Origin of the sequence: Caballeronia ptereochthonis, from assembly GCF_001545075.1 — a bacterium.
In the GTDB taxonomy this organism is placed as follows: domain Bacteria; phylum Pseudomonadota; class Gammaproteobacteria; order Burkholderiales; family Burkholderiaceae; genus Caballeronia; species Caballeronia ptereochthonis.
In genome coordinates this window covers 140,419-164,849 of sequence record NZ_FCOB02000014.1, presented here as the reverse complement: position 1 = coordinate 164,849, position 24,431 = coordinate 140,419, and the positions used below count along the sequence as shown (strand labels likewise).

The window sequence follows — 24,431 nt, the reverse complement described above, 5'->3', positions numbered from 1 at the left end:
CTGACTTCAAGACTCGATGAACGCCAGCAAATCCGCATTCACCTTATCCGCCTCGACGGTGCACATCCCGTGCGCGCCACCCGGATAAACCTTCAACGTCGCATTCTTCACGATCTTCACGGCCTTCTCCGCCGCCGCGCCGATCGGCACGATCTGGTCGTCGTCGCCGTGCAGAAAGAGCGTCGGCACGTCGAACTTCTCGAGGTCGGCCGTGTAGTCGACCTCCGAGAACTGTCTGATGCACTCGTACTGCCCCTTGATTCCGCCGCGCATGCCCTGCAGCCAGAACAGGTCGATCACACCCTGCGAGATCTTCGCGCCCTCGCGGTTGTATCCGTAGAACGGCGTGGTCAAGTCCTTGTAGAACTGCGAGCGGTCGGCGGCGACGCCCTTTCTGATGCCGTCGAACACCTCGATCGGCAAGCCTTCCGGATTCGCCTCGGTCTTCAGCATGAGCGGCGGCACCGCGCCGATCAGCACGGCCTTCGCCACGCGCTTCGTCCCGTGCCGCCCGATGTAATGCGCCACTTCCCCGCCGCCCGTCGAGTGGCCGACGAGCGTGGCGCCCGTCACGTCGAGCGCATCGAGGAGCGCGGCGAGATCGTCGGCATAGGTGTCCATGTCGTTGCCTTCGGACGGCTGATCCGAGCGGCCGTGCCCGCGCCGGTCGTGCGCGATCACGCGATAACCCTTGGCCGACAGGAACAGCATCTGCGCGTCCCAGGCGTCGGCGTCGAGCGGCCAGCCGTGCGAGAAGACCACCGGCTTGCCGCTGCCCCAGTCCTTGTAATAGATCGACGTGCCGTCCTTTGTCCTGATCGTGCTCATCGTGCGAACTCCTCGGCTATCCAGCAGTTGGGAAATGCGACTCATCCGGCGGGCGTGGTGACGCGCTCATCGAGCGTGCGCCCGACCACCGGTTGTCGAAGTGTGAAACGTCTGTGTGACGGTGAGACGTAGCGCCCGGAGAAAGCCTTGCGCGGCCGTGCATGAAGCGATCGGCGCCTTGCCTTGAAGCCTGGCAACGGCGCGACGCGTGGCTAATCGAAGCGGCAAGCGCTTATGTGATAGGCGAAAATCGACGCGCGCGCCAGCATTGAATCGCCTGGCGTCGGAATGGAAGCCCGAGTAGAAAGCGGAAAGTGCCGCAGGCGCCGAATCAGGGCACCTCACGCCGGCGCGGTGCGCGGAACCGGCCCCGTCACCTCGCGCGCGACGGCCAGATAGCGTGCGGCCGTATCGGCGAGCGTGAGTCCGCCGAGCGGTCGATGCGAGCGCGGCTCCGACAACGCGAGCAGAAGCGCATCGGCGTAGGCCTTCGTGTCGTCCGGATCGCACAGATGCACGCCGGCGAAATCGGCGGCGAAGCTGAACGGCCGAATGGTGCTCGCCACCACCGGCACCCCCGAGGCCAGCGCCTCCAGAAACGCGATGCTGTGCCCTTCCGAGCGCGAGGGCATGGCGAACACGCTCGATGCGAACAGCAGTTCCGCGACGTCCGTGCGCGGCCCTTGCAGGCTCACGCGCTCGGCGAGACCGAGCTTCTCGACGAGATCGCCGACCGCCGCGTGATACGCCGGATCCTCGATCACGCCGCACAGCAGCAGGCGCGCATCGGGCACTTTGTCGACGACCTGCCGAAACGCATGCACCGTCGACAGTTGATTCTTCACCGACGTATACCGGCCGATCTGCACGATCTGCGCGCCGTCCGGCGTCTGAGTGCGCGTGCGCATGCCGAAGCGCGACATGTCGACGCCGTTCGGGATCAGCGTCATCGCCGGATGGCGGCCCACGGCGCCCACGTAATCGTCGATATTGTTCGGCGACACCGCGATCACCGCGCGCGCCCGGCGCGACAGCAGCCGCTCGACGCGCCTGAAAAGGGACCGCTCGAAGTCATTGGTGGCCGAGTGCATCACATAGACGACCGGCACCGCGAGCGGCAGCGTGCGCGCATAGAACGCGGGAATGGTGGCGTGCGCGAAGAGCACATCCGCGCGATAGCGCCGCATGGTCCGATAGAGGTTCCACAGCTTGCCGACGCGGCCATACATCCGCTCCGGAAAGAGACACTGCACGCCGTTGGCGACGAGCTCCGCCTCGAGCGTCTTGAAATCGTCATGCGCGGGCGTGAGCGAAGCCACCGCCACCGTTTCGCCGCCCTTTTGCTGATGAATCGCCAGGTCCTTCGCCAACACTTCGGCACCTGACAGACGCGGTGCGAGCACGAGGTGAACTATGCGCATTCACGCCTCCCTCACGATTCGATAGAGCATCCAGCCGGCCGCCGAGCCGAGGCCCACCGTCATCGCCCAGGCGATGCCCGTCACGCCCCACAGATGCGTCGCGACGGGTACGGTCACGCACAGCACGATCGCCTGGATGATCGACGCATGCGTCGCGACCTTCGGCATGCCGGCGGCGCGCAGCCACGACACCAGCACGGCGATGATCGCGCCGATCGCCATGTTGATGACGAAGATTTTGAAGAGCGGCACGGCCGTGAGCCACGCGGGGCCGAGCACGAGATTGAAGAGCGGCGCGGCGGCGAAGCGCAGCACGATCACGAGCAGCGCGAGGCCGGCCGCCGCAAGCATCAGATAGCGGCGAAAGAGCTTGCGCGCCGCGTGCACGTCGCGGCGATGATGCTCGGAGAACGTCGGAAAAAGATACTGCGACATCGCGATGGCGGCGTCCGCCAGCAGCATCTGCGCGAGCTTCGACGACATCTGGTAAGCGCCCAGTTGCAGCGGCCCGAGCAGCTTCGCGACGACCACCTTGTCGAACTGATTGAGCAGAAGATTGACGACGCTGCCCGCCCAGATCCAGCGGCTGAAGTTCACGTAATGGCCGATGCCCGAGAACGAGAGACGCAGCGGCGGGCGCGGCGACATCGTGGTCCAGGTGAGCGCGGTCTTGAGCAGTTCGCCCGCGACCAGCCCGATCAGCACGGAATACGCGCCCGCTCCCGAAAGCGCGCAAACGAGGCCGACGGCACAATCGGTGAAGGCGGCGGACGTCTCGACGCCCGCGAGCTTCTGGAAGCCGCGCTGCCGCGTGACGATGAAGTAAGCGGGCGATGCGACGCCGCGCAGGATCGGCAGGACGGCGGCGAGCAGAATCAGGCCGATGGAGCCGTTCAGGTGAAACTGGCTGCTCATGAACGGCGCGAGCGCGGCGAGCAACAGGCCGATCAGGAGCCCGCGCATCGCGAGCGTGGCCCACACGGAGCCGAGCTCGTCGTGGCTGGGCGCATCGCGTCCCTGAACGACGGCCTGCGCGAGCCCCGTATCCGAAAGCGATTCGGCGATGGCGACCGCGAGCAGCGCGATGCTGACCGCGCCGATCGCCTCGGGCCCGAGAATCCGCCCGATGGCGAGAAACTTGACGGCGACGAAGCCGCGCACGACAACCTGTTGCAGGAGCACCCAGAACGCCGCATCGTGCTCGAACCGTGCGCGCGCAGGTAGGAAAGGAAGCCGGACTGATCTCACGCAAATTCCCCGCGCAGCTGACATTTCGATTCGTGGCGAGCCGCGATATGTCGGTATCGCGGGCGAACCACCTTGCGGGCCGTTTCGACGCCACGTCCGGACGACTGGGGGCGAGCGCGGCCACACTTCTTTTTCAGGCGACTGTGGCAAAAGTATCGTGGGTCGGGGCACGGCGGACGCCAACGCGTAGTCGAAATCGGCCCGAAATGGGTATCAATGCCGGTTGACGGCTGGAGCTTATTGTTTTCGACTGTTCCTGACGCCCTTCCGCCACGCCGATAAACGCTCAAATATGGCGTTCGGATCCGCATGCGCGATGCTAGTGTTCATTCGTCGGCACAATCGGCGTGTCCCGCGCCGTCTGTCGTGCGGGACCTCACACAGCGACTGCAAAGGCCAAAACCTGCGATGAACGATAGCGTCCTCATCATCGAACCCGACTTCAGCGGGCACCGCTGGCGCTATGCCGAGTGGGCGGCGAACGCGTACATGGAGGCGGGCTTTCGCTGCGTGATCGTCACCGAGCCGCGTAACGAGGCGCATCCGCTCGTCAGGAAGATTCGCGAGCAAGGCGCGCCTGATCTCGACATCGCGCTCGTCGCGCCGCCCGCGGATAGCGGCGGCGTCGCGTCGAAGCTCAGCTATGCGCGCATGCATCGGCAGTTTCAGCACGCGTATGAAGCCGCGAAGAAGGATCGCGCGGTGGCGCTCGTCGTCGTGCCTTACGTCGATTACTTCCTGCTCGCGCTGCCGTTCCTGCGCTCGCCATTCGGTGCGACGCCGTGGGTCGGCATCACGATGCGCTCGAACTTTCATCATCATCTCGTGGGCGTGCGTGCGCCGCGCCGGCCGCTCGTCAATGCGGTGAAGGCGCGGCTCTTCGCGCGCGCGATCCGCGCGGGCGGCATGAAGACGCTGCTGACCATCGATCCGACGCTGCCGGACTGGTGGAAGAAGAATGCGCGGCCTTCGGGCACGACGATCGAATATCTCGCCGATCCGTTTCCCGATGCGCGCGCGGCGGAGCCAGCCGCGGCGAAGGCGCGTCTTGGGTTGTCGGACGGCACGCACGTGCTGGTGTATGGCGCGATCAACGATCGCAAGGGCGTGTTCGAACTGATCGATGCCCTTGCCGGGCGCGCGGGCGGGGCTTATGGGCCGACGCTCGTCATCGCGGGGGCGCAGGATGCGGATGTGCGGGATCGGTTGACGGCTGCTGCCGCGAAGCTGACGCCCCCGCCGGTCGTGTTCGACCGGTTCATTTCCAGCGACGACGAGCTGGATCTGTTCTCTGCCTGCGATGTGGTCTGGCTCGGCTACAAGGGGCATTACGGCATGTCCGGCGTGCTCGTGCAGGCTTACCGCTTCGGCAAGCCGGTAGTCGCGACCGCTGACGGGTTGATCGGGTGGTTCTGTCGTACGGGCGAACTGGGGCCCATCATCGAGGATCTTGCGGTGTGTTCCATCAATCGCGCGCTTGATGATGTTCTTGCGCGGCGCGCGCGGCCTGTGGTTTCGGGGCATCTGCTTGAGCGCAATACGCTTAGTCAGTTTAAGGAGACTCTGCGGCAGGTGGTGGTTTGAGTTTGCGTTTTTTTCGTTCGCTCTCTGCTTGGGCTTCTATGAAATCCTGATTTCTTTATGGTCTATTTGTGTTGCCCCTGTGCGGGGCGGCAGTCACTTTCTTTGCTGCTGCGAAGAAAGTAACCAAAGAAGCAGCTTTTTGGCCCAGGCAGACTCGTCGTCATCGTTCGGAGTGGCCCAGCCCCTAAGTGTCGCCCTCATAGAACTGACCCGGCTTGGCTCGCACACGGTCTGCCGAGCTAGAAGTTTAAAGACGCTGGTTCAGCCCCAAAGCGTTCCGGCACAGCGCTACGCGCTGCCGCAGGGTAGGCAAGGGAAACCGATCTTTAGCGAATGCGGTGAGATGGAGGCGTTAGCCAAGAAGCACGCGCAAACCCGATGGACCCATCGGCCGCGCAGCGGGCTGGAGCTTTTTGGTGCTGAACCAGTTCGTCTTGTGGTGCGATGGGGCAGACCGTGCGCGAGCCAAGCCGCGTGAGTCCTTTGAGGGCGACACTTAGGGACTGGGCCACTCCGAACCATGACGACGCGTCCGCCTCAATCACTCCGGGCCAGAAGCTGCTTTCTTTGGTTACTTTCTTTGCAGCAGCAAAGAAAGTGACTGCCGCCCCGCACAGGGGCAACGCTAACAGACCACTAAGAATTCAGGATTTCATGAAAGCGCAAGCAAAGAACAAACAAACGAAGCAAATTCAAGCCCGCCGCCCCCCCCCCGCCACATCAACCGCCACCTTCCGCTTCGCAGGAAACAACGCATCCCGAATCCGCAGGAACGGAAACTCGACAGCTCGAGTCGTCACATACCCCACCACGACGGCAATCGCAAACTGCGCCGCCATAATGGCGAACCACGCAGGAATGGCAGGCAAATGCATCGCCGCAGCCTTGCGGATCAACATATCGCCCGGCGCGAGCGCAAGTGAATGCCACAGGTAAATGCCATACGAATACACACCGATCCATCCGATCGCACGAAACACCATCGTCGAACGAATCGATCCCGAATACTCCAGCGTCAACACGATGAGCGCGCAAAACCCGATCGCCTGAATCGTATAGCCAATGCTCTGATCAAGCGCCACGTTGCGCGTGCCGAGCACGAGCCACAACACGACGCCCACGACCATCGCAATCAACACACGCTTGCGCTCCGCAATCGCGCGATAGACCGCCGGCTTCATCCAGTACAACGCGGCAAGCATCACGCCAAACAAAAGACTGTCGATGCGGTATTGCGTATAGAAGAACGTCCCCTGCAAGTCGCCGCGATAAACCGCGACGCTGCGCGCGATCAGCACCACAAGACAAATCGACCCGAGCACGCAAAGAATCGCATTGACGCGCGTGCGCCAGCGCGCCAGCACGATGAGCAGAAGCGGAAGGAACAGATAGAAATGCTCCTCGACGGCAAGACTCCAGGTCTGCGCAATCGAAGACCCGAAATAGTTCTGCATGTGCGTGAGGTTCTGCACGAGAAACGTGTTCGTCGGATGACGCCCCGCGACCACATGAAACAGGATCAGCACGTAATACGCGGGCCAGATCTTGAAGATCCGCCGCACGATGAAACGCCCCGCATCGATGCGCCCTTCCTGTGCATACTGTTTGAGCAACAGTCCGCCGACGAGAAAGCCCGAGAGCGTGAAGAACAGGTTCACGCCCTCGTGCCCGAAACTCTTCATCGGATATTCGATGCCCGCGATGATCGCGCTGCCCGTGGGATACGAATGAAAGTGAAACCCCATCACCGCGATGATCGCCAGTCCCCGGATGAAATCGAGTTCGATCGATCGACTGGGTCCTTGCACGCGTGTCGCGCCAAACAAGCCCATGCCTTTCCCCTTCTGCGAAGGTCGTTTGTTGTGGTCCGGTTTCGCACGACCGCAGCCGCGCGTCCTCGTAGACTTGTTTCCCCGAATCCCGCGGGTACCTCGAATCGGCGCGCTCACGCGCATCGCACACATCGAGCGGTCTCATGCCGTTTACGGCTCTTCAATCTTCGGTCCAGAAAATCGGGGCGATCCGCCAGAATCACGCTGTTTGCGGCCATCGGCGGTACAGGGGTGCAGTATTTGCAACACTCGAAAAGCCGTCGCGCGTCACGGCAATGAAACGCTTCACGCGAAGCGTGGCGCGGCGCACATGGGCACCCGTCGTTTGGCGCCGAAGACTAGTCGCTAAACGCCGCCGCGACGGCGCGCGGCAAGGCCCGCTGATATATTCGACCCACAAATACGGGGTTCCCGGGAACGTCGCATTCATCGGGCGCATCCATCATGCGCCGCACGGCAGGTCACGCGACGAAGGCTTCCAGGGTACGCATCGGCATCGACGCCGCGATGAAGACTCGAATGAGCTCTGCGATTCAAGAGAACGCCATGCGCAACAAGTTCGCCGTCGTCTGGATGTGGCTTTTCCTGCTTCCGCTCGCGTTCGACTTCAAGGGCGCCGAGACAGCCAGCAAGGCCATTCAGATTCTGCTCACCGTGCCCTCGATGGCCGCGGGCTGCCTGCTGCTGCTGATCGCGCCGCGCTTCGCGCGCCGCTCGCGCATGCGCACGCTCGTCACTTCGCTGTTTCTGCTCACGATGCTCGGCAGCGTCGCCACGCAGGTGCTGCAAGGCAACGACTCGGGCAACTACATGCGCGTGATCCTGCCGTTCCTGCTGATGCTGCTCGGCTATTTCGTCGGCTGCCGTCCGTGGGATTCGCAGCGTCTCGCGCAAATCGAACGCGCGATGTACTGGTCGATGATCGCATCGCTCGTCTTCAGCTTCGGCTTCGGCATGGCGACCGGCGGCAGCCTCGAAAGCGTGCGCTTTCGCATCGTCTCGGTCACTTTCCTCTGCCTGCAAGGGCTGCTTCTGCATGAATTCGTCGTGGCAAAGCGCATCACGAAATTCACCGTGCTGATCTTTCTCGCGACCATCGTCATCGAACTGCTGAGCGTGACGCGCAGTCTGCTCGTCGGCACCGTGCTGCTGTTCGCGTATGCGACGTGGCTCGCCGCGCCCTCGCTCAAGCATCTGTTCACCGCGGGCCTGCGCGCCGTCATGATCCTGACCCTGCTCGGCGCGATGGCGGCCGCATCGGCCGCGTTCTTCCCGGCCGTCGCCGAACACTGGGTCCAGCGCATGTCCTTCGCGAAGGACACCGAATCCGGCCGCGATCCGACCACCATCACGCGTCTCGCTGAAATGAAGGACCAGTACGATCAGGCGATGTCCTCGACGCTCTCGACCATCGTGGGCATGGGCTACGGTCACGACTATCGCTATTCGCCTTCCTACCTGCCAGATCTCGCCGGCCAGTTCAGCAAGAAGGATTTCTACGCGATCAAGGAATGGGCCGCCGGCCACAACTTCTGGGTCTATCAGTTCTTCGCCGGCGGCCTGCTGTTCGGTCTCGCATTGCCGATCGCCATCCTGTGGGCGCTCTGGCGCGGCTCGATGGCCTATCGTTCGTGGCGGCATCGCGCGCCCGATGCGCTCTATCTGCCCGTGCTCGGACGCGCCCTGCTCGTCGTCGCCGCCCTGCCCGCGACATCGATCGGCGGCAATCCGCTCGGCAACCGCTTCTCAGGCGTCGTGTTCGGCGTAGCGCTCGGCCTGCTCGTGGCGTCGTATGCGCGTATCGCCCATGCGATGCGCATGCGCGCCGCCGAAACGGCCGCGCAACAGGCGCGCGGCAGAAGGCCCGCCCGCGGCGCACCCGGCGGCATGCCGCCCGACATGCGCCCGCACGACGAGCCGGTGCCGGAGATCCTGCCGACGCATGGCGCCTCCGCACCGGGTCTTCCGGCCGGCCAGGGACGCCACCACGAGCCGCCGCCCGGCGCCAGCTCGTTCGCGCCCAACGCCTGATCGGCGCAGTCCGGCTTCAGGCGCTTTTCACGGAATCGGCCATCACGTCATGAAGATCCTGCATCTGCTCTCCACCGTCGATCCGCGCGCGGGCGGTCCCACCGAAGGCGTGCTGCAAAGCGGCCTCAGCATGCGGGCGATGGGGCACGAGGTCGAAGTCGTGTCGCTCGACGCACCGGATGCGCCGTATCTCGCCGCGTTCGGGCTGCGCCTGCATGCGCTCGGGCCTTCGCGCGGCTTCTACGGCCTGTGCCCGAAGCTCGTGCCATGGCTGAAGGAGCACGCGGCGCGCTTCGATGCCGTGATCGTCAACGGGCTCTGGCAATACCACAGCTTCGGCGCGTGGAAGGCACTGCACGGCGGCGGCGTGCCGTATTACGTCTTTCCGCACGGCATGCTCGATCCTTGGTTCAAGCGCACCTATCCGCTCAAGCATCTGAAGAAATGCCTCTATTGGCCGTGGGCCGAGTATCGCGTGTTGCGCGATGCACGCCGCGTGCTCTTCACGACCGAAGAAGAACGCCTGCTCGCGCGCCGCTCGTTCAGGCTCTATCGCGCGAACGAGGAAGTGGTCGCGTTCGGCACGCGCCAGCCGCCCGAGAATTCGAGCGCGCTACGCGAAGCGTTTCTCGCGAAGTTTCCGCAACTCGCGGGCAAGCGCGCGATTCTCTTTCTCGGGCGCATTCATGAAAAGAAAGGTTGCGACCTGTTATTGAAGGCGTTCGCACAAGTGCGCGACATCGATCCGAACGCGCATCTCGTGATGGCCGGTCCCGGCGACGGCGAATACGCCACGCAGATGCGCGCGCTCGCGAAGGAGCTGCGCATCGGGAATCGCACGACGTGGACCGGCATGCTCACCGGCGACCTGAAGTGGGGCGCGTTCCGCACGAGCGATGTGTTCGCGCTGCCGTCGCATCAGGAAAACTTCGGCATCGCGGTGGCGGAAGCGCTCGGTTCGCGCCTGCCCGTACTGATCTCCGACAAGGTCAACATCTGGCGCGAAGTGAAGGCGGACGGCGCGGGCATCGTCACGACCGATACCGTCGACGGCGCGACTGAAGCGCTGTCGTCATGGCTGCGCATGGACGCCCGGCAAGCCGATGCGATGCGCGATCAGGCGCTCGCAACCTTCACGAAGCGCTTCCACGTCGAGGCGATGTCGAAGGATCTGTTGCGCGTGCTGCGCGAAAGCGCCGGCACGCAAGGCGGGACATTCGCGCGCGGGACACTGCCCGCGCAATAGACACCCGGCTTACTGCGCGGGCAAATGCGCCCTCAGATAGGGGGCGAATCCGTTTTGCACGGCAATGATCCTCGTCGCGCAGTCGTCGAAGTCGGAGCCGCGCGCGCGTTCGTCGCCGTACATGCCCTTGCATTGCGCGAAGAGCGAGACCGTCGCGCCGTTGCCGTTGGCGACGCGCGTGGCGGAAAACACCGGCTTGCCGGACCCCGAAGGCACGTCGGTTTCGATCGCGGCATCGTCGGCGCGCGTCAGGCGTTCCTTCGAATTCTGCTCGACGTAAGTCTTCGTGAGCTTCCAGACCGCGTCGCATTGCGCGGCGTCGCGGCACGCGATGGTCGCGTTGCGCTGCGCGACATCGAGCGACTGCTGCGACAGCAGGAAGGTGCGTTCCTTCTGTTGCTCCTTGTCCACGGACGAGCAGGCAGCAAGGAAAATCGAAGCAAGTGCGAGAGCGGTGAGGGTTTTCACGAGCGGGACACCAAAAAAAGCCAGGTCGGACGGCGATTATAGCGATGCGCGACCGAGCCGCGCGGATTCCCCGATCCACGAAAAAACGCCGCCGGCTTTCAAACCGGCGGCGCTTCCTTTCGCTCCGTGCACGCGTTACTTCTTCGCCATCTGCAGCGCGAGATCGCCCGGCATGTGCATCGTCGATGCGGCGATCGGCAGCGTTTCCGCCGGCGCATCGCTCTTCACGGCCATGCCGGACGGCGTGACGAGCGTCGTCGCCGTTTCGTCCCCCTTGATGACGCGCCCGAGATGTCCCGCAAGCCGCAAGGTCAGCGCCGCGATCGTGATGGTCGGGAAGTTCGCGCCCACGGTCGGAAACACCGAGCTGCCCGCCACGTACAGATTGCTCATGCCGTGGATCCTGAGATTGCGGTCCACCACGCCGTGCTTCTCCGAATCGTGCATGCGCGTCGTGCCCATGTGATGCCACGTGCCTTCCAGTTGCGCGGGCCACGGCTTGCCTTCGAGCGGCTCGTCGAGCGTCACGTCCGCGACGCCGCCGCGCTTCAGGTCCGCGGCGATATGCGCGACCGTTCGATCGAATGTGCGCTTCACGAGCTCGGTCACCTGCCAGTTCACCTGCACGCGGTTCATGCCGAGGCAATCCTTCTGCGCGGATAGCGTCACGCGGCTGTCGCGGTTCGGCTCGGCCTCGACGATCGTCTGGATCTTCACCTCGGTGATGAGCGGACGCGGCTGCAACAGACGCGCAAGACCGAAGCACGCGGTATCGACCGGATGCGTCATCATGGTGACGAGGTCCGTTGCCGTGTTGTAGCCGGGTTCATCCTTCTTGAGAAGCCGCTGCTTCATGCGGATCAGCGCTTCCGAACCCTTCGTGTTTTCGCCGCGAAACACCGAATAGAACCACGAGCGCGCGTTCAGGAGCTTCTCGCGCTCGAGCACCTGCTGCGTCAATGCGAACTGCGACGAGATGAACGTGCCGTGCGCCGAGACCGCCCGGTTCTGATAGTGGTACTTGATGTCGTAGAGCTTGTTGCGCGCCCATTGCTTCGTGAAGCGCACGTTCGCCGACATGATGCGCGGATGGTCCATGAAATAACGGCCGACCAGATCGTTGCCGTTGCCGAGCCCCGCCGCCTGGACCTTGTTCGACGCGAGCAGCAGGCGCGCATTCTCGATGCCGCCCGTCGCCAGCACGAAGATCTTCGCGCGCACCGCGAAGCGCCGGCCCGTCAGCGTGCCGACATCGATCTTCGTGACCGAGCGCGCGTCGCCATCGGTGTCGATGTTCAGCGCGTTCGCGAAGAGAAGCACGCGCACGTTCTGCGCGGCGAGCAGATGCTTGCGATACACCTTGCCGAAGCGCACCGGCGGGCTGAACTGCGAGATCGTGTCGCGCACGGTGCCGCTCGGAAACGGATGACGCTTCACGTCCTCGCGATGAATCGCGGCTTCCCAGTACGCGGGCTCGAAGTTGTTCTCACCCAGTTGCAGAAGCTGATGCGTGCGCGCGTAGTACGGACGCAGCTCGTCGAGACCGAACGGCCAGCCGCTGTCGGCCACCCAGTCGCGTTTTTCGAAATCCCATGGATCGAGCGGACGGCACCATCCGCCCCAGCAATTGCTGCTGCCCCCGAGATAGCGGCTGCGGCAGCCATCGGCGAATTCGTACGGCACGCCGACGTTCTCGCCGCGATACAGGTCGCGCGTTTCGTCATCGGGGCGATATCCCCCGCTTTCCAGCATGCACGCGTCGATGCCCTGCTTTTCGAGTTCCAGCGCCAGCGTGATGCCGGCCACGCCCGCGCCGATGATGCAAACCGTGGTCTCTATGACTGCGCCTTCTTCTACACTCCGGCTGTCAATGAACATGCCCCGTGCTCCCTCTTGTTCCGTGCTTAGAGCGGTGTCACGTGTCGCTTGCGTTGCCACCGCGCTTCTGACCCATTGTCCAAAACGCCGTATCCGAGCACGGTGCCCGTCACACGAGGTAACGGCGCGACCCGCGCACACGATACGAACGATCTCGACGGCGCCCCTCTCACGACGCGCACCGCGCGCCTGTCGCGCGGTTGCGTGCCCTGCGGCTCCGGTTCGGCTTCACTGCCTCCTTCGCAATTCGGTTCACGAAATCCCGGTGCTCCGTGGCGGCTCCTGGTCGAGCTCTTCGATCCGTCGCGCCGGGCGCGCTGTCTGTCTCGCCGTCTCCAGCGTCGTGCAACGTCAAACGACACGCATCGCGATGAGGCGCGCACGAACGCCGTTCTCGCGGCCTGATGATTTACACGGGAAAGCGCTTTTTGATGAAGCGCACGGGATTGCCGCCGTACACGCCTTCCGCTTCGAGCGAGCGATGCACCACGGAAAGCGGCGTGACGACCGCTGAACGCCCGATGATGACGCCCATCTGCACCACGCATTTGGATGTGATCCAGACGCCGTCCTCGATCACGATCGGTGCGACTTGCAGGTCCATGTTGCCGGCCACGTCATGCGAGCCCGTCGTCAGAAACGCGCCCTGCGAGATGCAGACGTTGTTGCCGATACGAATGCTGGTCTGGTTGTAGATCCACGCGTCGACGCCGAACCAGCAGTTGTCGCCGACTTCGAGATTCCAGGGCGCCTTCACGCGAATGGGATGCGGCATGCGGCAGTTCCTGCCGATGCGCGCGCCGAATGCGCGCAGCAGCGCGACGCGCACGAAGGAAACCGGAATCAGCTTGTTGTTGATGAAGCATGCTTCGATGAAGAACCACACGAGCTCGGTGATGAACCCGCGCTTCGCAACGAAGTTGCCGGAACCGGCGCGCGACAGATCGATCACTTTTCCCGGCGCCGTCGTGCCTCGCGCAGCGAGTGCGTCGCCGTCATCGGCATGACCGACACAACGCTCCCCGATCACTCTGTCCATATGACCCCCGCCATATCACCGCTCTTGCCCCAAGGGCGCCTTGCGGCGCGCCATGCGTATCGTTCGCAGCGCCGTCTTCTTTCGAAGACCTGTCGCTTTCCAGCCCTGTCCCGTGTTCGCGACTTGTATTTCGATTCTCGTCATACGAAGCGGGGCCCTGCCTTTCCTGCACCGCATGATCACGCGATCGAGGCTGTTTTGTCGTCCACCCATTCGCAGGGAACGCGCGCCCTCCCATCGCCGACGTGCGGAATCTGGTAGGTCAATTATCGGCGAAGGGTGCGATGCACCGCGTGCGCCCGGATACGAATGGCCGCTTCGGCATGGCTTTTGGCGGTAGCCGGCGGTGGCGCGCAATATCCTGTTTTCATGCGCGCGCGACTCATCCAGCGCAAGGCGATCAAGCACCCGCTCTGGTCGACAAGACACTTGTCGGCGCGCTCCGAAACGATGCGCGATGCCACATTACGATGCACGACGAATCATTGCAATACGCCTGGAGGCACCGATGAAACACGAGCTACGCACGGCGTCGCTAGCGCTGGTCATGGCCGCTCTCGCGCCGTGCGCGCTTGTCGCATCACAGACCGCGCACGCGGGCAATTTCGCCGATGCGGCGATCAGCAAGGGTGAGGCCGGCGGCGGCGCGCCGGCCGAAATGGATCTCCTCGGCAGTCCCAGCACGTACTCGGACCCATATGGCGCGCCGACCAACGGACGCGGCGGCCAGCGCGGCCCGATCACCAATGCGCAGACCGCGCAGGGCGTCTCGCCGACGGACAAGCTGCTCGCGCAACAGAACGGTTACGTGGGCAATCCCGCCGCGGGCGCGCAGCTTCGCCCGACGGGACGCAAGGCCGACGCCAAGACGATGATGATGCCGCAAGGCGCGGCCGCGACGCTCTATCCGACACCCGCAGGCCTCAAGCCGCCGGCCGCGAACGCGGCGCGTGCCCGGGACATCTACAAGTCGCCGTACTGAGCATTCGGGCCTTGCGTGAACGTAGGTTCACGCAAGGCCCGGGCAACCGGAAAGCCGAAAACCTTATTCGATCTTCTCGATCTGCGGCAGGATCGGCGCGCGCTCCGTCATGCGCGTGAGCGTGACATCGGGCACGTCGGCGGGCCGCGTCTGCGAGGCCACTTCCTGCAGGCGCACTTCCGCCGCATTCGGAAGACGCGAGCCCGCGAGCGCGAAGAGCCGCTCCTGAAGATGCGCGAACACCACTGCCGGGGCAAGCCGCTCCTGCGCGAAGCGCCGCCCTTCCGCACCGTGACGCGCGCGCAGCTCGGGCTCGGCGACGAGCCTTTCGATCGCGCCGATGAGCGCCGGCGCGTTCTCCGGCTCGATCACCTCGCCGCGACCGTTCACCGCCTCGTGCAGCTCGGTGCCCGGATGCGCCATCGCGACCACGGCGCGCGCGCTCGCGAACATGCCGGTCAGCTTCGACGGCATGACGAGATCCGCGACGTCGCCGCGCTGCGGCAGCACGTGAATGTCGGCGAGATTGAGCAGCTCGTTCAGGCGCTCGATGGGCTGCAGGCTCAGGAAGCGCGTATTGGGCAGATCGGCGCAACGCTTCTGCAACTGCGCCCGGGTCGCGCCGTTGCCGCAGAACACGAAGACGATATCCTCGCGCGACGCGAGCGCGGCGGCGGCATCGGCGAGCACCTCGAGACCCTGCTTCGCGCCCATGTTGCCCGAGTACAGCACGACGGCCGTGTGCTCGCCTATGCCCAGCTCGCGGCGAAACTCGCTCGGACGATCGAGTGGAAAGATCGCGGCGGTATCGACCCAGTTCGGCAGATGAAACACGTTGGCGAGCGGGACCCCCTTGTTCACGGCGCGATCGACCATCTTGTCCGAGATCGACGACACCACGTCGAAGCGCTTCATGAGCCAGCGCTCGAATGCAAGCGCCATGCGGCCGGCGCGGGGATTCCTCAGGAGGCCGAGATCGAACGCGGCATCGACCTCGAAATCCTGGATATGCAGCCACGAGCGCGCGCCCGTCATGCGCGCGAGCATGAGCGCGCCGGGCGCATTGAGCAAGCTCGGCGCGATGGTCATCGCGACATGCGGACGCCATAGCGCGTGCACGGCCAGCGCGGGCAGCGACGCGAACGCGAACGAAGCGAGATGCAGCATCCGCTTCGCGCCGCTCGGCTTCGCGGGCACCCAGAGCGGCGCGCGCCACAGACGCACGCCACGGCGCGTCTCGATGCGATGCATCCAGCTCCTGTAGCCCGGACCCACTTTCCAATCCGGGTAGTACGGCGGCGCGCAGACGACGCGCACGTCGTGGCCCGCTTCGGCCAGCGCCTCGGCCATTTCCGCCGTGTATTTGCCCGTACCCGTCAACTCGGGCGCGTAATTCAGCCCGTAGATCAGTATTTTCATGTGGTCCCTCGCCCGACATTCGCGCCCGGATTTCCCAAGCGGGTCCTCGCCGCTCGGGCAAAGCGCCTGCCGCCGGATACGCAGGGCCGCGTATCCGGCGGCGTTTTCACCGCGTATGAGCCCTCCCTTCGTTCAGTTCGTCAAGAGCAGCGCGCAGCCGCGTGCGATGTTCGCCGCCGCGGACGGCGGGTCGAAACGCTGGATCACGTCGGTACAGCGTCTGGCGACGCCCGCCGTATCGGCGAACGCTTCCAGCGACTTCAGCATCGCGCGGTGCAGCGCCGGCACATCGCCTGCCGGAAACGCATAGCCCGACACGCCGTCCACCACGAGCTCCGGCACGCAGCCGCAGCTATCGCTGACGATGACCGGACAGCCGTGGCTCAACGCCTCGTTCGTCACGAGGCCCCAGGGCTCGCGCAGGCTCGGCAGCACCATGCACGTGGCGCTGAAATACTCGCGCGAAAGCGGTTCGTCCTGCAGACTGCCCAGAAACTTCACGGAGTCTTGCAGACCGGTATCGGCGACTTGCTCCTTCAACTGATCGCCGAGCGGCCCCGTGCCGACGATGCGCAGCTCCGCATCCTGCACGCGCTCCTTCAACATCTTGAACGCTTCGACGAGCGTGTCGATTCCCTTCTCAGCGGACAGACGGCCAACGAATAGAAAAACCGGCTTGTTGCCCTCGCGATACGCAAGCCTGTCCGGCACCACCGTGTCCGGCGAGAACGAGCGCGGCAGGGCGGCCGCCTGGCACGGACTGAAGATCGTGTCCTGCTTCGCGCCGAGCGACATCAGATACTCGCGGCTGCGCATACCGAACGCGAAGTAGCCGTCGCACAGCGCGAAGAACACGCGCTTCGGAATCGAGGTGATCATGCGGCGCGGATTGTCGCGCGCGGTCGAATCGCAGAACACCGCGCGACGCTTGCCCGTCACGATGCACGCCGCCATCATCGCCCAATATTCGGGACGGTGATACCCCGGCAAAACCACGAGATCCGCCTTCGTCTTCAGCACTTCCCACGTGAGACGCATGGTCATGCGCCAGGTCGGCACGTCCTCGTAGCAGCCGTTGAAGAGCTTCTTCATCGGATAGCGGTGAAACGAATAGTCGACATCGGAGAAGCCGATACGATCATGCTCCGTATCCGCGATCTGCACCATCGAATAGCGGATCGAGCCGGACCCCGAGATATTGTGGAGCGCGGACAGCACTTCACCCTTGTGCCGCGACCACACGACGTTATGAAAGATGGTCACTGTTGCTGACATTTTTGTTTTGTCCCTGGGAGTGTCGTTATCGTCGTGGTCGATGCGCGATCAGGCTGCGCTCAAGCGGCGACCGGCGCCTGCTGCATCGATGCGTAGCGCGCGAGAAACTCCTCATAGGTCGCGCGAATCCCTTCTTCCAGGCCGATCGATGCCTTCCATCCCATGCCTTCAAGCTTCGAGACATCGAGCAGCTTGCGCGGCGTGCCGTCCGGCTTGCCCGGATCGAATACGAGATCGCCGTGAAAGCCCACCACGCGGCAGACCGTCTGCGCCAGTTCGCGGATCGTCAGATCCTCGCCCACGCCGACATTGAACACGCCATCGCTCACGTCGCGCTCCATGAGGAAGGTCGCGGCATCCGCGAGATCGTCCACGTGCAGGAACTCGCGGCGCGGCGTGCCCGAGCCCCATACGGGCAACGTCGCCTCGCCGCGCAGCTTGGCCTCGTGCGCCTTGCGGATCAGCGCGGGCAGCACGTGGCTGCTCTTCAGGTCGTAGTTGTCGTTCGGGCCGTAGAGGTTCGTCGGCATCAGCGAGACGAACTTCGTGCCGTACTGGCGGTTGTAGGCCTCGCACATCTTCAGGCCCGCGATCTTCGCGATCGCATAGGCTTCGTTGGTCGGCTCCAGCGCGGATTGCAGGAGGTACTCCTCCCGGATCGGCTGCGGGCACGCCTTCGGATAGATGCACGAAGAACCGAAGAAGATCAGCTTCGACACGTTCCAGCGGCACGCCGCGTGGATCACGTTCGTTTCGATCGCGAGGTTCTCGTAGATGAACGAGGCGGGCATCGTCGAATTCGCGAGGATGCCGCCTACGCGCGCCGCCGCGAGCAACACGACGTCGATCTTCTCCTCCTCGAAAAACAGGTTCACGCCGCCCTGGTCGGTGAGATCGAGATGCGCCTTCGTACGCGTGACGATGTTGCGATAGCCCGCGTCCGTGAGACGGCGCACGAGCGCCGAGCCGACCATGCCGCGATGTCCTGCAACGAAGATACGTGCGTGCTTGTCCATGCGCTTCACTCGTGATGTTCGAGGGCCTTGAAACCGGCGAGCGTGACGAGCGCGTCGCGTCGGGCGATCTGATAGTCGGCGCGCACCATCTCCTTGACGAGCGACGCGAACGGCGTGACGGGACGCCAGCCGAGCTTCGCATGCGCCTTGGACGGGTCGCCGAGCAGCGTCTCGACCTCGGTCGGGCGGAAGTAGCGCGGATCGACGCGCACGATCACCTGTCCCGGCGCGAGCTTGGTCTCGCGGCTCTCGACGCGATCCACGACGCCGATTTCATCGACGCCTTCGCCCTCGAAGCGCACGTGCACGCCGAGCTCGGCGGCCGCATGCTGGACGAACTCGCGCACGCTGTACTGCACGCCCGTCGCGATCACGAAGTCCTCGGGCTTTTCCTGCTGCAGCATCATCCACTGCATCTCGACGTAGTCGCGCGCATGACCCCAGTCGCGCAGCGCGGAGAGATTGCCGAGATACAGATCGTCCTGCAGCCCCACGGCGATGCGTGCGATCGCGCGCGTGATCTTTCGTGTGACAAACGTTTCCCCGCGAACCGGCGATTCGTGGTTGAAAAGAATGCCGTTGCACGCGTACATGCCATACGCCTCGCGGTAGTTCACCGTGATCCAGTACGCGTAGAGCTTCGCGACCGCATACGGACTGCGCGGATAGAACGGCGTGCTCTCGCGCTGCGGGATCTCCTGAACCAGACCATATAGTTCGGATGTCGAAGCTTGATAGAAACGCGTTTTCTTCTCGAGGCCGAGAATGCGTATCGCCTCGAGAATGCGCAGCGCGCCCAGGCCATCGGCGTTGGCCGTGTACTCGGGCTCCTCGAACGACACCGCGACGTGGCTCTGCGCCGCGAGGTTGTAGATCTCGTCGGGCATCACCCGCTGGATGATGCGCACGAGGCTCGTCGAATCGGTCAGGTCTCCGTGGTGAAGGAACAGGCGCTGGTCCGCTTCGTGCGGATCGCGGTACAGGTGGTCGATGCGGTCTGTATTGAATAGCGAACTACGGCGCTTGATGCCGTGCACCTCGTAACCCTTGCTGAGCAACAGTTCGGCAAGATACGACCCGTCTTGCCCCGTGATGCCGGTGATCAAAGCGACTTTGCGGTCCATGCGTAACCTCTCCATCTTCGGTCTCAAAGATGCGGCGCGCGGGGAGGCGCCGACATTGTTGTACCGGGCACTACCGAGCTTTTGTTCTCCGCGACGCCTTACTCCGCGATGCTTTCGTAGCCGTAATACCCGGCGTATGTACTTCCCATCAACATCTTCGATTGCGGAACATCCGTAAGCAGCACACCCTTCATGTTCACACCACCGTGGTGCAGGCGCTTCATCGTTTCGCCAATCTCCTGCACCTGGTTCTTGCCGTGTCGCACGACGAGCAGGCTCGTGCCCGCGTGCTTGCCGATGACCGTCGCATCGGTCACCGCCAGCACCGGCGGGGTGTCGATGATCACGAGGTCGTAGAGTTGCTTGAGCTCGCCCAGCACGTCGCCCAGGCGGTCGCTCGCAAGGAGCTCCGACGGGTGCGAAGGCAGCGAGCCCTTGGTGATGAGATCGACGCCGGGCAGCACGTCGTGCAGGATCGCGCTCGTCACGTCCGCGCCCATCAGCACGTCCGACAGGCCCGGCGAGTGACGCACGCCGAAGTGCGAGTGGATGTCGCCGCGGCGCATGTCGCCGTCGATCAGCAGCACGCGCTTTCTCGTCGAGGCGACGAGCGTCGCGAGGTTCACCGAGAGGAACGACTTGCCCGCTTCCGGCCGCGAGCCGGTCAGCATCACGACGTTGTTGCGCGCATCGGCGAGCTGCAATTGAAGCGAGGTGCGCAGGCCGCGGATGCCTTCGACCGCGGCATCCTCCGGCGCCTGTGCGGCGAGCACGTGCAGGCCTTCGCGACGCAGGCCGACCTTGCGCTGCAGGCGCAGCTGCTGCGTGCTGCGCGGCACGATCGCGAAGACGCGCACGCCCAGTTGCTTTTCGATCTCTTCCGGACGCTCGACGCCGCCATACAGCGACTTGCGGATGAACGCGAGGATGATGCCGAGCACGAGACCCACGCCCGCCGAGATCAGGATCACGAGCACGCGCTTCGGACGCACGGGATCGTCCGGCGCCTGCGCGAAGTCCACCACGCGCACGTTGCCGATCTGGCCCGCCTTCGCGATACGCAGCTGCTGCGCGCTGTTCAGGAGGTTCGTGTAGAGCTCGGTGTTCACGCGCACGTCGCGCAGATAGCGCAGCGCGGTCTGCTCGGTGTCCGGCAGCGCCGACACGTTCTTCGCCATGCGCGACTGGGCGCCGGTCAGCGAAGCGATCTGCGCGTCGAGCGCCTGCACCGACGGGTGATTCGCCGTGAAGCGCAGCGACAGTTCCGCGCGCTGCTGCTGCAGGTCGGACAGCTTCGTCTTGTTGTCGACGATCTGCTGCAGCAACAGGCGGCTCTCTTCCGAGAGATCCACCGTGCCCTGTTTGTTGCGGAAGGAGTTGTACTTCTGCTCGGATTCGTCGAGCTGCTTCTTCAGGATCGGCAGTTGCTGATCCAGGAAGGCGAGCGTGTGCTCCGCTTCGGCCGAACGCTTCTCCGCGTCCTGCGCGACGTAGCGGTTCGCGATGTTATTGACGATCTGCGCGATTTCCTTCGGGTTGCTGCCCTCCAGGCTCAAGCCGATGATGCCGGATTGCAGCGCCGTTTCCGCGACGGTCAGGCGCTTCTGCAGATTGTCGATGGTGGTGAGCGTCGAGAAGCGCTGCAGCTCGAACTGCACGCCGGGGTTGCCGGTGAGCTTGTCGACCCTGAGCTTCACCGGGCCCTGCGGCGTGACGCCCGTGGCTTCCTGTCCGACACGGCCGGTGAGGATCGCGACGCCGTCCGGATCGTTCAGCACGTAGCTGCCGTTCTGGCCCGCGACGAGCGTGAACTTCTGGTCGTAGAGATCCTTCGGCGTCTCGAAGAGCGGCACGTCGATCTGCTCGCCGCCCCACGCGAAGCGCGACAAGTAACCCGGCGGAACCTGCATGTTGAACATCGAGAAGACGCTGCCGATCAGGCCGCCCAGCACCGGAAAGCCGTGCGGCACCGCGCTGATGTCGAGATGCAGGCGCCGCACCGTGTCGTCGACGACGAGGCGCGAGCGCAGCAGCTCGATCTGCGCGGCGGTGGTGGACTTCGCATCGAACATCTGCGAGACCGCCTGCACCGCATTGGCGTTGGCGTTCGGATTGTTATTGTTGTTGGTCTCTTCCACCTGGATCAGCGCGTCCGCCTTGTACGTCGGCGTCGCGATGAATGCGTATGCCGTTCCCAGCGCGACCACGGCGAGCATCACGACCGTTACGAGCTTCCAGTTGCCCAGCACGGCCGCCAGATAATCGGACAAACGTAACTCGTCGCCCGTCGATACGTCCGAGTATCGTGAATCAAAGTTCATCGCCATGGTCTCGCTCGCTCAATTCTTTAAGTCGAACAATGTTTGCCGGCGCGCCCCTGCGCGCCGGTCAAAGGCTTACTTGGTCAAAACGGCCGCCGTCAGACCGGCGTTGATCGCCGGCAAGAGCAGGTTCAACACGCGCGAGAAGCGAACGAGCCCGTTGTTGTCCACGTAGACGACGTCGTTCGGCTGCAGCTCGAAGCCATTCGCGAGCAGCATCGACACCGGCGAGCGCGCATCGAGGTGATACACCTCGGGGCTATCCGTCTTGCCGTTGCGGATCACGTACAGCTGCTTCGGATCGGACGTCTCGGCGTTGAAGCTGCCGGCTTGCGAAATGGCATCCGAGAGCGTGAGCTTGCCGTTGCGCATCGGGATCACGGTGGCGGGCTTCGTCACTTCGCCCATGACGTACACGCCGTTTTCGTCGCGCGAATCGATGCGCAGCGCATCGCCCGGCCTGAGCATGACGTCCGATGGGCTGCGGCCCTTCGCGGTCATGCCCGCCATGTTGATGTGGTACGTGACGCCGTCGCGGATCAGCGTGACCCGGCTTTGATCCGCGGTCGGCGCGAAGCCGCCCGCGCGACCGATGGCCTCGGTGAGCGTCATCGGAATGTCGTTGATCTGCTGGGCGCCCGGCGTGCGCACGTCGCCGTCGATATACACCTGCGAGGCGCGGAAGGACGCGACGCGCACCGTCACCTGCGGCTTCACGAACACCTTTGAGAGCTCGGTGTAGAGCTCGCGCTGAACCTGCGCCTCGGTCTTGCCCGCGACGTGCAGCGAGCGGTTCACATACGGGAACTGCAGATTGCCGTCCGCATCCACGACGAAGCCGGGCGCGGCATCCGACGTGCGCGTCTGCTGCGGCGGCTGGCCAAGCGCCGCGACGAGTTCGGGGTGATCCCACACGGTGATCTGCAGCACGTCGCCGACGCCGAGCTTGTACGGAGCCGGCTTGCCGTAGAGCGACGCATTCGGATCGTTGGAGGCCGACGGCTGCTGCGCCTTCATCTTGCGGATGAGCGAGAGGTCGATATTCGTGATCGGAATGTTCTGCGCGGTAGCCGGCTCGCCCTGGTCGTTCGATGTCTCCACGAGCTGCGGAGGCGACTCGAAGTGCATGCCAGGCGCGAGCCCGCAGCCCGCGAAAATCGCGCAGAAAGAAGCAGCCGCAGCCAGGCTCGTGAGGCGGAAGATGCCCGACACGTTGGTATTGGCGGCCATGGAGGCGGTGCCCGGTTGTTGTTGATTGTGCATGATGGTCGTCCCCTGCATCAGTAAGCGTTGGTGTGGCGTAGTCCCTTGAAGATCGTTGCGGCGATGATTCTCATATCGAGTCCGAACGACCAATTACCCAGGTAGTACAAATCGTGAGCGACGCGTCCTTCCATCTTTTCGATCCGATCCGTTTCTCCACGAAAGCCGTTGACCTGGGCCCAGCCGGTGATGCCTGGCTTGATCCGGTAACGATGGATGTACCCCGATACGACCTTCTGATACAGGTCGTCATGCTCGAGTGCGTGTGGACGCGGGCCCACGACCGACATGTCGCCGCGCAGAACGTTGAAGAACTGCGGCAGCTCATCGAGGCTGGTACGGCGCAGGAATGCCCCGACACGGGTCACGCGCGGATCATTGCGCGTGGCTTGGTGCAGCACTCCGGCCTGCTCCGTGTGCATGCGCATCGAACGGAACTTGTAGATGGTGAAGACGCGCCCGTCCGCGCCCTTGCGGCGTTGCCTGAAAAGCACCGGGCCGCGCGAAGTCAGCTTGATCGCCATGGCGATGGCGATCATCAGCGGCGCGACGGCGATGATCGCGCCGAGCGCGAACACGCGGTCGAAGAGCTCCTTCTGCAGCATCGCGGACGGCGAGAGCGGCGAGGCGACGAGATTGATCGCGGGAACGCCCAGCAGATCCGTCACGCCGCTTTCGAAGAGCGCGAGGCTGCGCACGTCGGGAATGAAGCGCACGTTGACGAGATCGTCGCGGAACTCGTTCACGAAGCGCAGGATCATGCGCTCCTGCGACAGCGGCAGCGCGAGCCACACTTCATGCACGTTCTGCGTGCGCACGTAGTTGACGAACGCCTCGTAGTTCTCGAACACCGGCACGCGCGTGTTGAGGAGGCTCGTTCCGGGCGACGCATTGAACGCGGCGGTCGCGCGGAAGCCGGAATCCGTCGCGCGGTCGACCTTGCGGATCATGGACTCGCAATGCCTGCCGCAGCCGACGATCGCCACCTGATGCAGGTTCATGCCCGCATGGCGCATGTGCGCGAGGACGGCGTGCGTGGCGAGGCGGCCCGCGATCATGAGACCGCCGGACATCGCGGTCCAGTACGCGAACCAGAGGCGCGATACATAGTCGAGGCGATGCAGGGAGAACATCAGCGCGAGCGCGCAGCCCTGCACGACGAGCCAGCCGAGCGACACCTGGCACGCGAGCTGGAGCTTGCTGCGGCCGCGCCAGGACTGATAGACGCCGAAGCCCGGAAAGAGCGCGAGCGAGAACGCCGCCGCGAACGCGACGAACGCCACCGAGTACGCATGTGCCTCGATGTACTCGAACCTGATTTGCGACGCCACGGCCGCGCCGCCGACGATCATTACGACGTCGAACAGACGAGCCAGCAATCCTTGTAAATCGCGCATGTCATTCCCCCGAACGCAATCGCCCTGTAACGCCCCTTCCCGTGTCCTCCCTCGCCGAG

18 protein-coding genes are annotated in these 24,431 nt (G+C 64.2%); 4 read left to right on the top strand and 14 right to left on the bottom strand.

Annotated features, from left to right (window positions below):
- Positions 1 to 6: 6 nt before the first annotated feature.
- The 3 genes from AWB83_RS16700 to AWB83_RS16690 all read right to left on the bottom strand — a co-directional run bounded on the left by AWB83_RS16700 (position 7) and on the right by AWB83_RS16690 (position 3,497).
- Positions 7 to 828 (bottom strand): alpha/beta fold hydrolase, encoded by an 822-nt coding sequence (locus tag AWB83_RS16700; RefSeq protein ID WP_087046665.1) that lies wholly within the window; start codon positions 826 to 828, stop codon positions 7 to 9.
- A gap of 341 nt (positions 829 to 1,169) precedes the next feature.
- A complete protein-coding gene (locus AWB83_RS16695) occupies positions 1,170 to 2,249 on the bottom strand; it encodes a glycosyltransferase (protein WP_087046664.1) in 1,080 nt (359 codons plus the stop codon).
- Entirely contained in the window at positions 2,250 to 3,497 is a 1,248-nt protein-coding gene (locus tag AWB83_RS16690; protein WP_087046663.1) for an oligosaccharide flippase family protein, read from the bottom strand.
- Positions 3,498 to 3,905: 408 nt separating this feature from the next.
- Here AWB83_RS16690 and AWB83_RS16685 point away from each other — a divergent pair, with 408 nt between their 5' ends.
- Positions 3,906 to 5,081, top strand: coding sequence for a glycosyltransferase (locus AWB83_RS16685; protein WP_087046662.1), 1,176 nt, complete (start codon positions 3,906 to 3,908; stop codon positions 5,079 to 5,081).
- A gap of 692 nt (positions 5,082 to 5,773) precedes the next feature.
- Here the strand turns inward: AWB83_RS16685 and AWB83_RS16680 are convergent.
- Positions 5,774 to 6,913, bottom strand: a complete 1,140-nt coding sequence (locus tag AWB83_RS16680; protein WP_087046661.1) for an acyltransferase family protein — start codon at positions 6,911 to 6,913, stop codon at positions 5,774 to 5,776.
- A gap of 546 nt (positions 6,914 to 7,459) precedes the next feature.
- On the opposite strand from AWB83_RS16680, the gene AWB83_RS16675 reads away from it, so the two are divergent.
- Together AWB83_RS16675 and AWB83_RS16670 are read left to right on the top strand one after the other, a co-directional pair.
- A complete protein-coding gene (locus AWB83_RS16675; RefSeq protein ID WP_087046711.1) occupies positions 7,460 to 8,944 on the top strand; it encodes a hypothetical protein in 1,485 nt (494 codons plus the stop codon).
- A 49-nt stretch (positions 8,945 to 8,993) separates the two neighbouring features.
- On the top strand, positions 8,994 to 10,190 hold the full coding sequence (locus AWB83_RS16670; protein ID WP_087046660.1) for a glycosyltransferase: 1,197 nt from the start codon (positions 8,994 to 8,996) through the stop codon (positions 10,188 to 10,190).
- Between the two features lie 9 nt (positions 10,191 to 10,199).
- Here the strand turns inward: AWB83_RS16670 and AWB83_RS16665 are convergent, their stop codons facing one another.
- From AWB83_RS16665 to AWB83_RS16655, 3 genes are all read right to left on the bottom strand, one after another.
- Positions 10,200 to 10,658, bottom strand: coding sequence for a hypothetical protein (locus AWB83_RS16665; RefSeq protein WP_087046659.1), 459 nt, complete (start codon positions 10,656 to 10,658; stop codon positions 10,200 to 10,202).
- Between the two features lie 135 nt (positions 10,659 to 10,793).
- Positions 10,794 to 12,536 (bottom strand): GMC oxidoreductase, encoded by a 1,743-nt coding sequence (locus AWB83_RS16660; RefSeq protein WP_087046658.1) that lies wholly within the window; start codon positions 12,534 to 12,536, stop codon positions 10,794 to 10,796.
- A gap of 409 nt (positions 12,537 to 12,945) precedes the next feature.
- Positions 12,946 to 13,575 carry a DapH/DapD/GlmU-related protein gene (locus AWB83_RS16655; RefSeq protein ID WP_087046657.1) on the bottom strand — a complete coding sequence of 210 codons (630 nt, stop codon included), beginning with the start codon at positions 13,573 to 13,575 and terminating at the stop codon, positions 12,946 to 12,948.
- Positions 13,576 to 14,083: 508 nt separating this feature from the next.
- Between AWB83_RS16655 and AWB83_RS36975 the strand changes: the two genes are divergently transcribed.
- Entirely contained in the window at positions 14,084 to 14,557 is a 474-nt protein-coding gene (locus AWB83_RS36975; RefSeq protein WP_208636762.1) for a hypothetical protein, read from the top strand.
- 63 nt (positions 14,558 to 14,620) lie between these two features.
- On the opposite strand, the gene AWB83_RS16645 is transcribed toward AWB83_RS36975, so the two are convergent.
- From AWB83_RS16645 to AWB83_RS16615, 7 genes are all read right to left on the bottom strand, one after another.
- Positions 14,621 to 15,976: a glycosyltransferase WbuB gene (locus AWB83_RS16645; protein WP_087046656.1), complete on the bottom strand. Its 1,356-nt coding sequence runs from the start codon at positions 15,974 to 15,976 to the stop codon at positions 14,621 to 14,623.
- Between the two features lie 132 nt (positions 15,977 to 16,108).
- Positions 16,109 to 17,251 carry a glycosyltransferase family 4 protein gene (locus AWB83_RS16640; protein WP_087046655.1) on the bottom strand — a complete coding sequence of 381 codons (1,143 nt, stop codon included), beginning with the start codon at positions 17,249 to 17,251 and terminating at the stop codon, positions 16,109 to 16,111.
- Positions 17,252 to 17,310: 59 nt separating this feature from the next.
- Entirely contained in the window at positions 17,311 to 18,267 is a 957-nt protein-coding gene (locus AWB83_RS16635; protein WP_087046708.1) for a GDP-L-fucose synthase family protein, read from the bottom strand.
- Between the two features lie 5 nt (positions 18,268 to 18,272).
- The gene (gene gmd / locus AWB83_RS16630; protein WP_087046654.1) at positions 18,273 to 19,391 is read right to left on the bottom strand and encodes a GDP-mannose 4,6-dehydratase; all 1,119 of its coding nucleotides are present in this window, start codon (positions 19,389 to 19,391) and stop codon (positions 18,273 to 18,275) included.
- 98 nt (positions 19,392 to 19,489) lie between these two features.
- Complete coding sequence (locus AWB83_RS16625) at positions 19,490 to 21,718, bottom strand: polysaccharide biosynthesis tyrosine autokinase (protein WP_087046653.1); 2,229 nt, start codon at positions 21,716 to 21,718, stop codon at positions 19,490 to 19,492.
- Positions 21,719 to 21,787: 69 nt separating this feature from the next.
- A complete protein-coding gene (locus AWB83_RS16620) occupies positions 21,788 to 22,942 on the bottom strand; it encodes a polysaccharide biosynthesis/export family protein (RefSeq protein ID WP_087046707.1) in 1,155 nt (384 codons plus the stop codon).
- 50 nt (positions 22,943 to 22,992) lie between these two features.
- Positions 22,993 to 24,372, bottom strand: coding sequence for an undecaprenyl-phosphate glucose phosphotransferase (locus AWB83_RS16615; RefSeq protein WP_087046652.1), 1,380 nt, complete (start codon positions 24,370 to 24,372; stop codon positions 22,993 to 22,995).
- Positions 24,373 to 24,431 lie beyond the last annotated feature (59 nt).

Coding starts and splice junctions, on each gene's coding strand:
- AWB83_RS16700 (WP_087046665.1), bottom strand. CDS start 828: ATGAGCACGATCAGGACAAAGGACGGCACGTCGATCTATTACAAGGAC.
- AWB83_RS16695 (WP_087046664.1), bottom strand. CDS start 2,249: ATGCGCATAGTTCACCTCGTGCTCGCACCGCGTCTGTCAGGTGCCGAA.
- AWB83_RS16685 (WP_087046662.1), top strand. CDS start 3,906: ATGAACGATAGCGTCCTCATCATCGAACCCGACTTCAGCGGGCACCGC.
- AWB83_RS16680 (WP_087046661.1), bottom strand. CDS start 6,913: ATGGGCTTGTTTGGCGCGACACGCGTGCAAGGACCCAGTCGATCGATC.
- AWB83_RS16675 (WP_087046711.1), top strand. CDS start 7,460: ATGCGCAACAAGTTCGCCGTCGTCTGGATGTGGCTTTTCCTGCTTCCG.
- AWB83_RS16670 (WP_087046660.1), top strand. CDS start 8,994: ATGAAGATCCTGCATCTGCTCTCCACCGTCGATCCGCGCGCGGGCGGT.
- AWB83_RS16660 (WP_087046658.1), bottom strand. CDS start 12,536: ATGTTCATTGACAGCCGGAGTGTAGAAGAAGGCGCAGTCATAGAGACC.
- AWB83_RS16655 (WP_087046657.1), bottom strand. CDS start 13,575: ATGGACAGAGTGATCGGGGAGCGTTGTGTCGGTCATGCCGATGACGGC.
- AWB83_RS36975 (WP_208636762.1), top strand. CDS start 14,084: ATGAAACACGAGCTACGCACGGCGTCGCTAGCGCTGGTCATGGCCGCT.
- AWB83_RS16645 (WP_087046656.1), bottom strand. CDS start 15,976: ATGAAAATACTGATCTACGGGCTGAATTACGCGCCCGAGTTGACGGGT.
- AWB83_RS16640 (WP_087046655.1), bottom strand. CDS start 17,251: ATGTCAGCAACAGTGACCATCTTTCATAACGTCGTGTGGTCGCGGCAC.
- AWB83_RS16635 (WP_087046708.1), bottom strand. CDS start 18,267: ATGGACAAGCACGCACGTATCTTCGTTGCAGGACATCGCGGCATGGTC.
- gmd (WP_087046654.1), bottom strand. CDS start 19,391: ATGGACCGCAAAGTCGCTTTGATCACCGGCATCACGGGGCAAGACGGG.
- AWB83_RS16625 (WP_087046653.1), bottom strand. CDS start 21,718: ATGGCGATGAACTTTGATTCACGATACTCGGACGTATCGACGGGCGAC.
- AWB83_RS16620 (WP_087046707.1), bottom strand. CDS start 22,942: ATGGCCGCCAATACCAACGTGTCGGGCATCTTCCGCCTCACGAGCCTG.
- AWB83_RS16615 (WP_087046652.1), bottom strand. CDS start 24,372: ATGCGCGATTTACAAGGATTGCTGGCTCGTCTGTTCGACGTCGTAATG.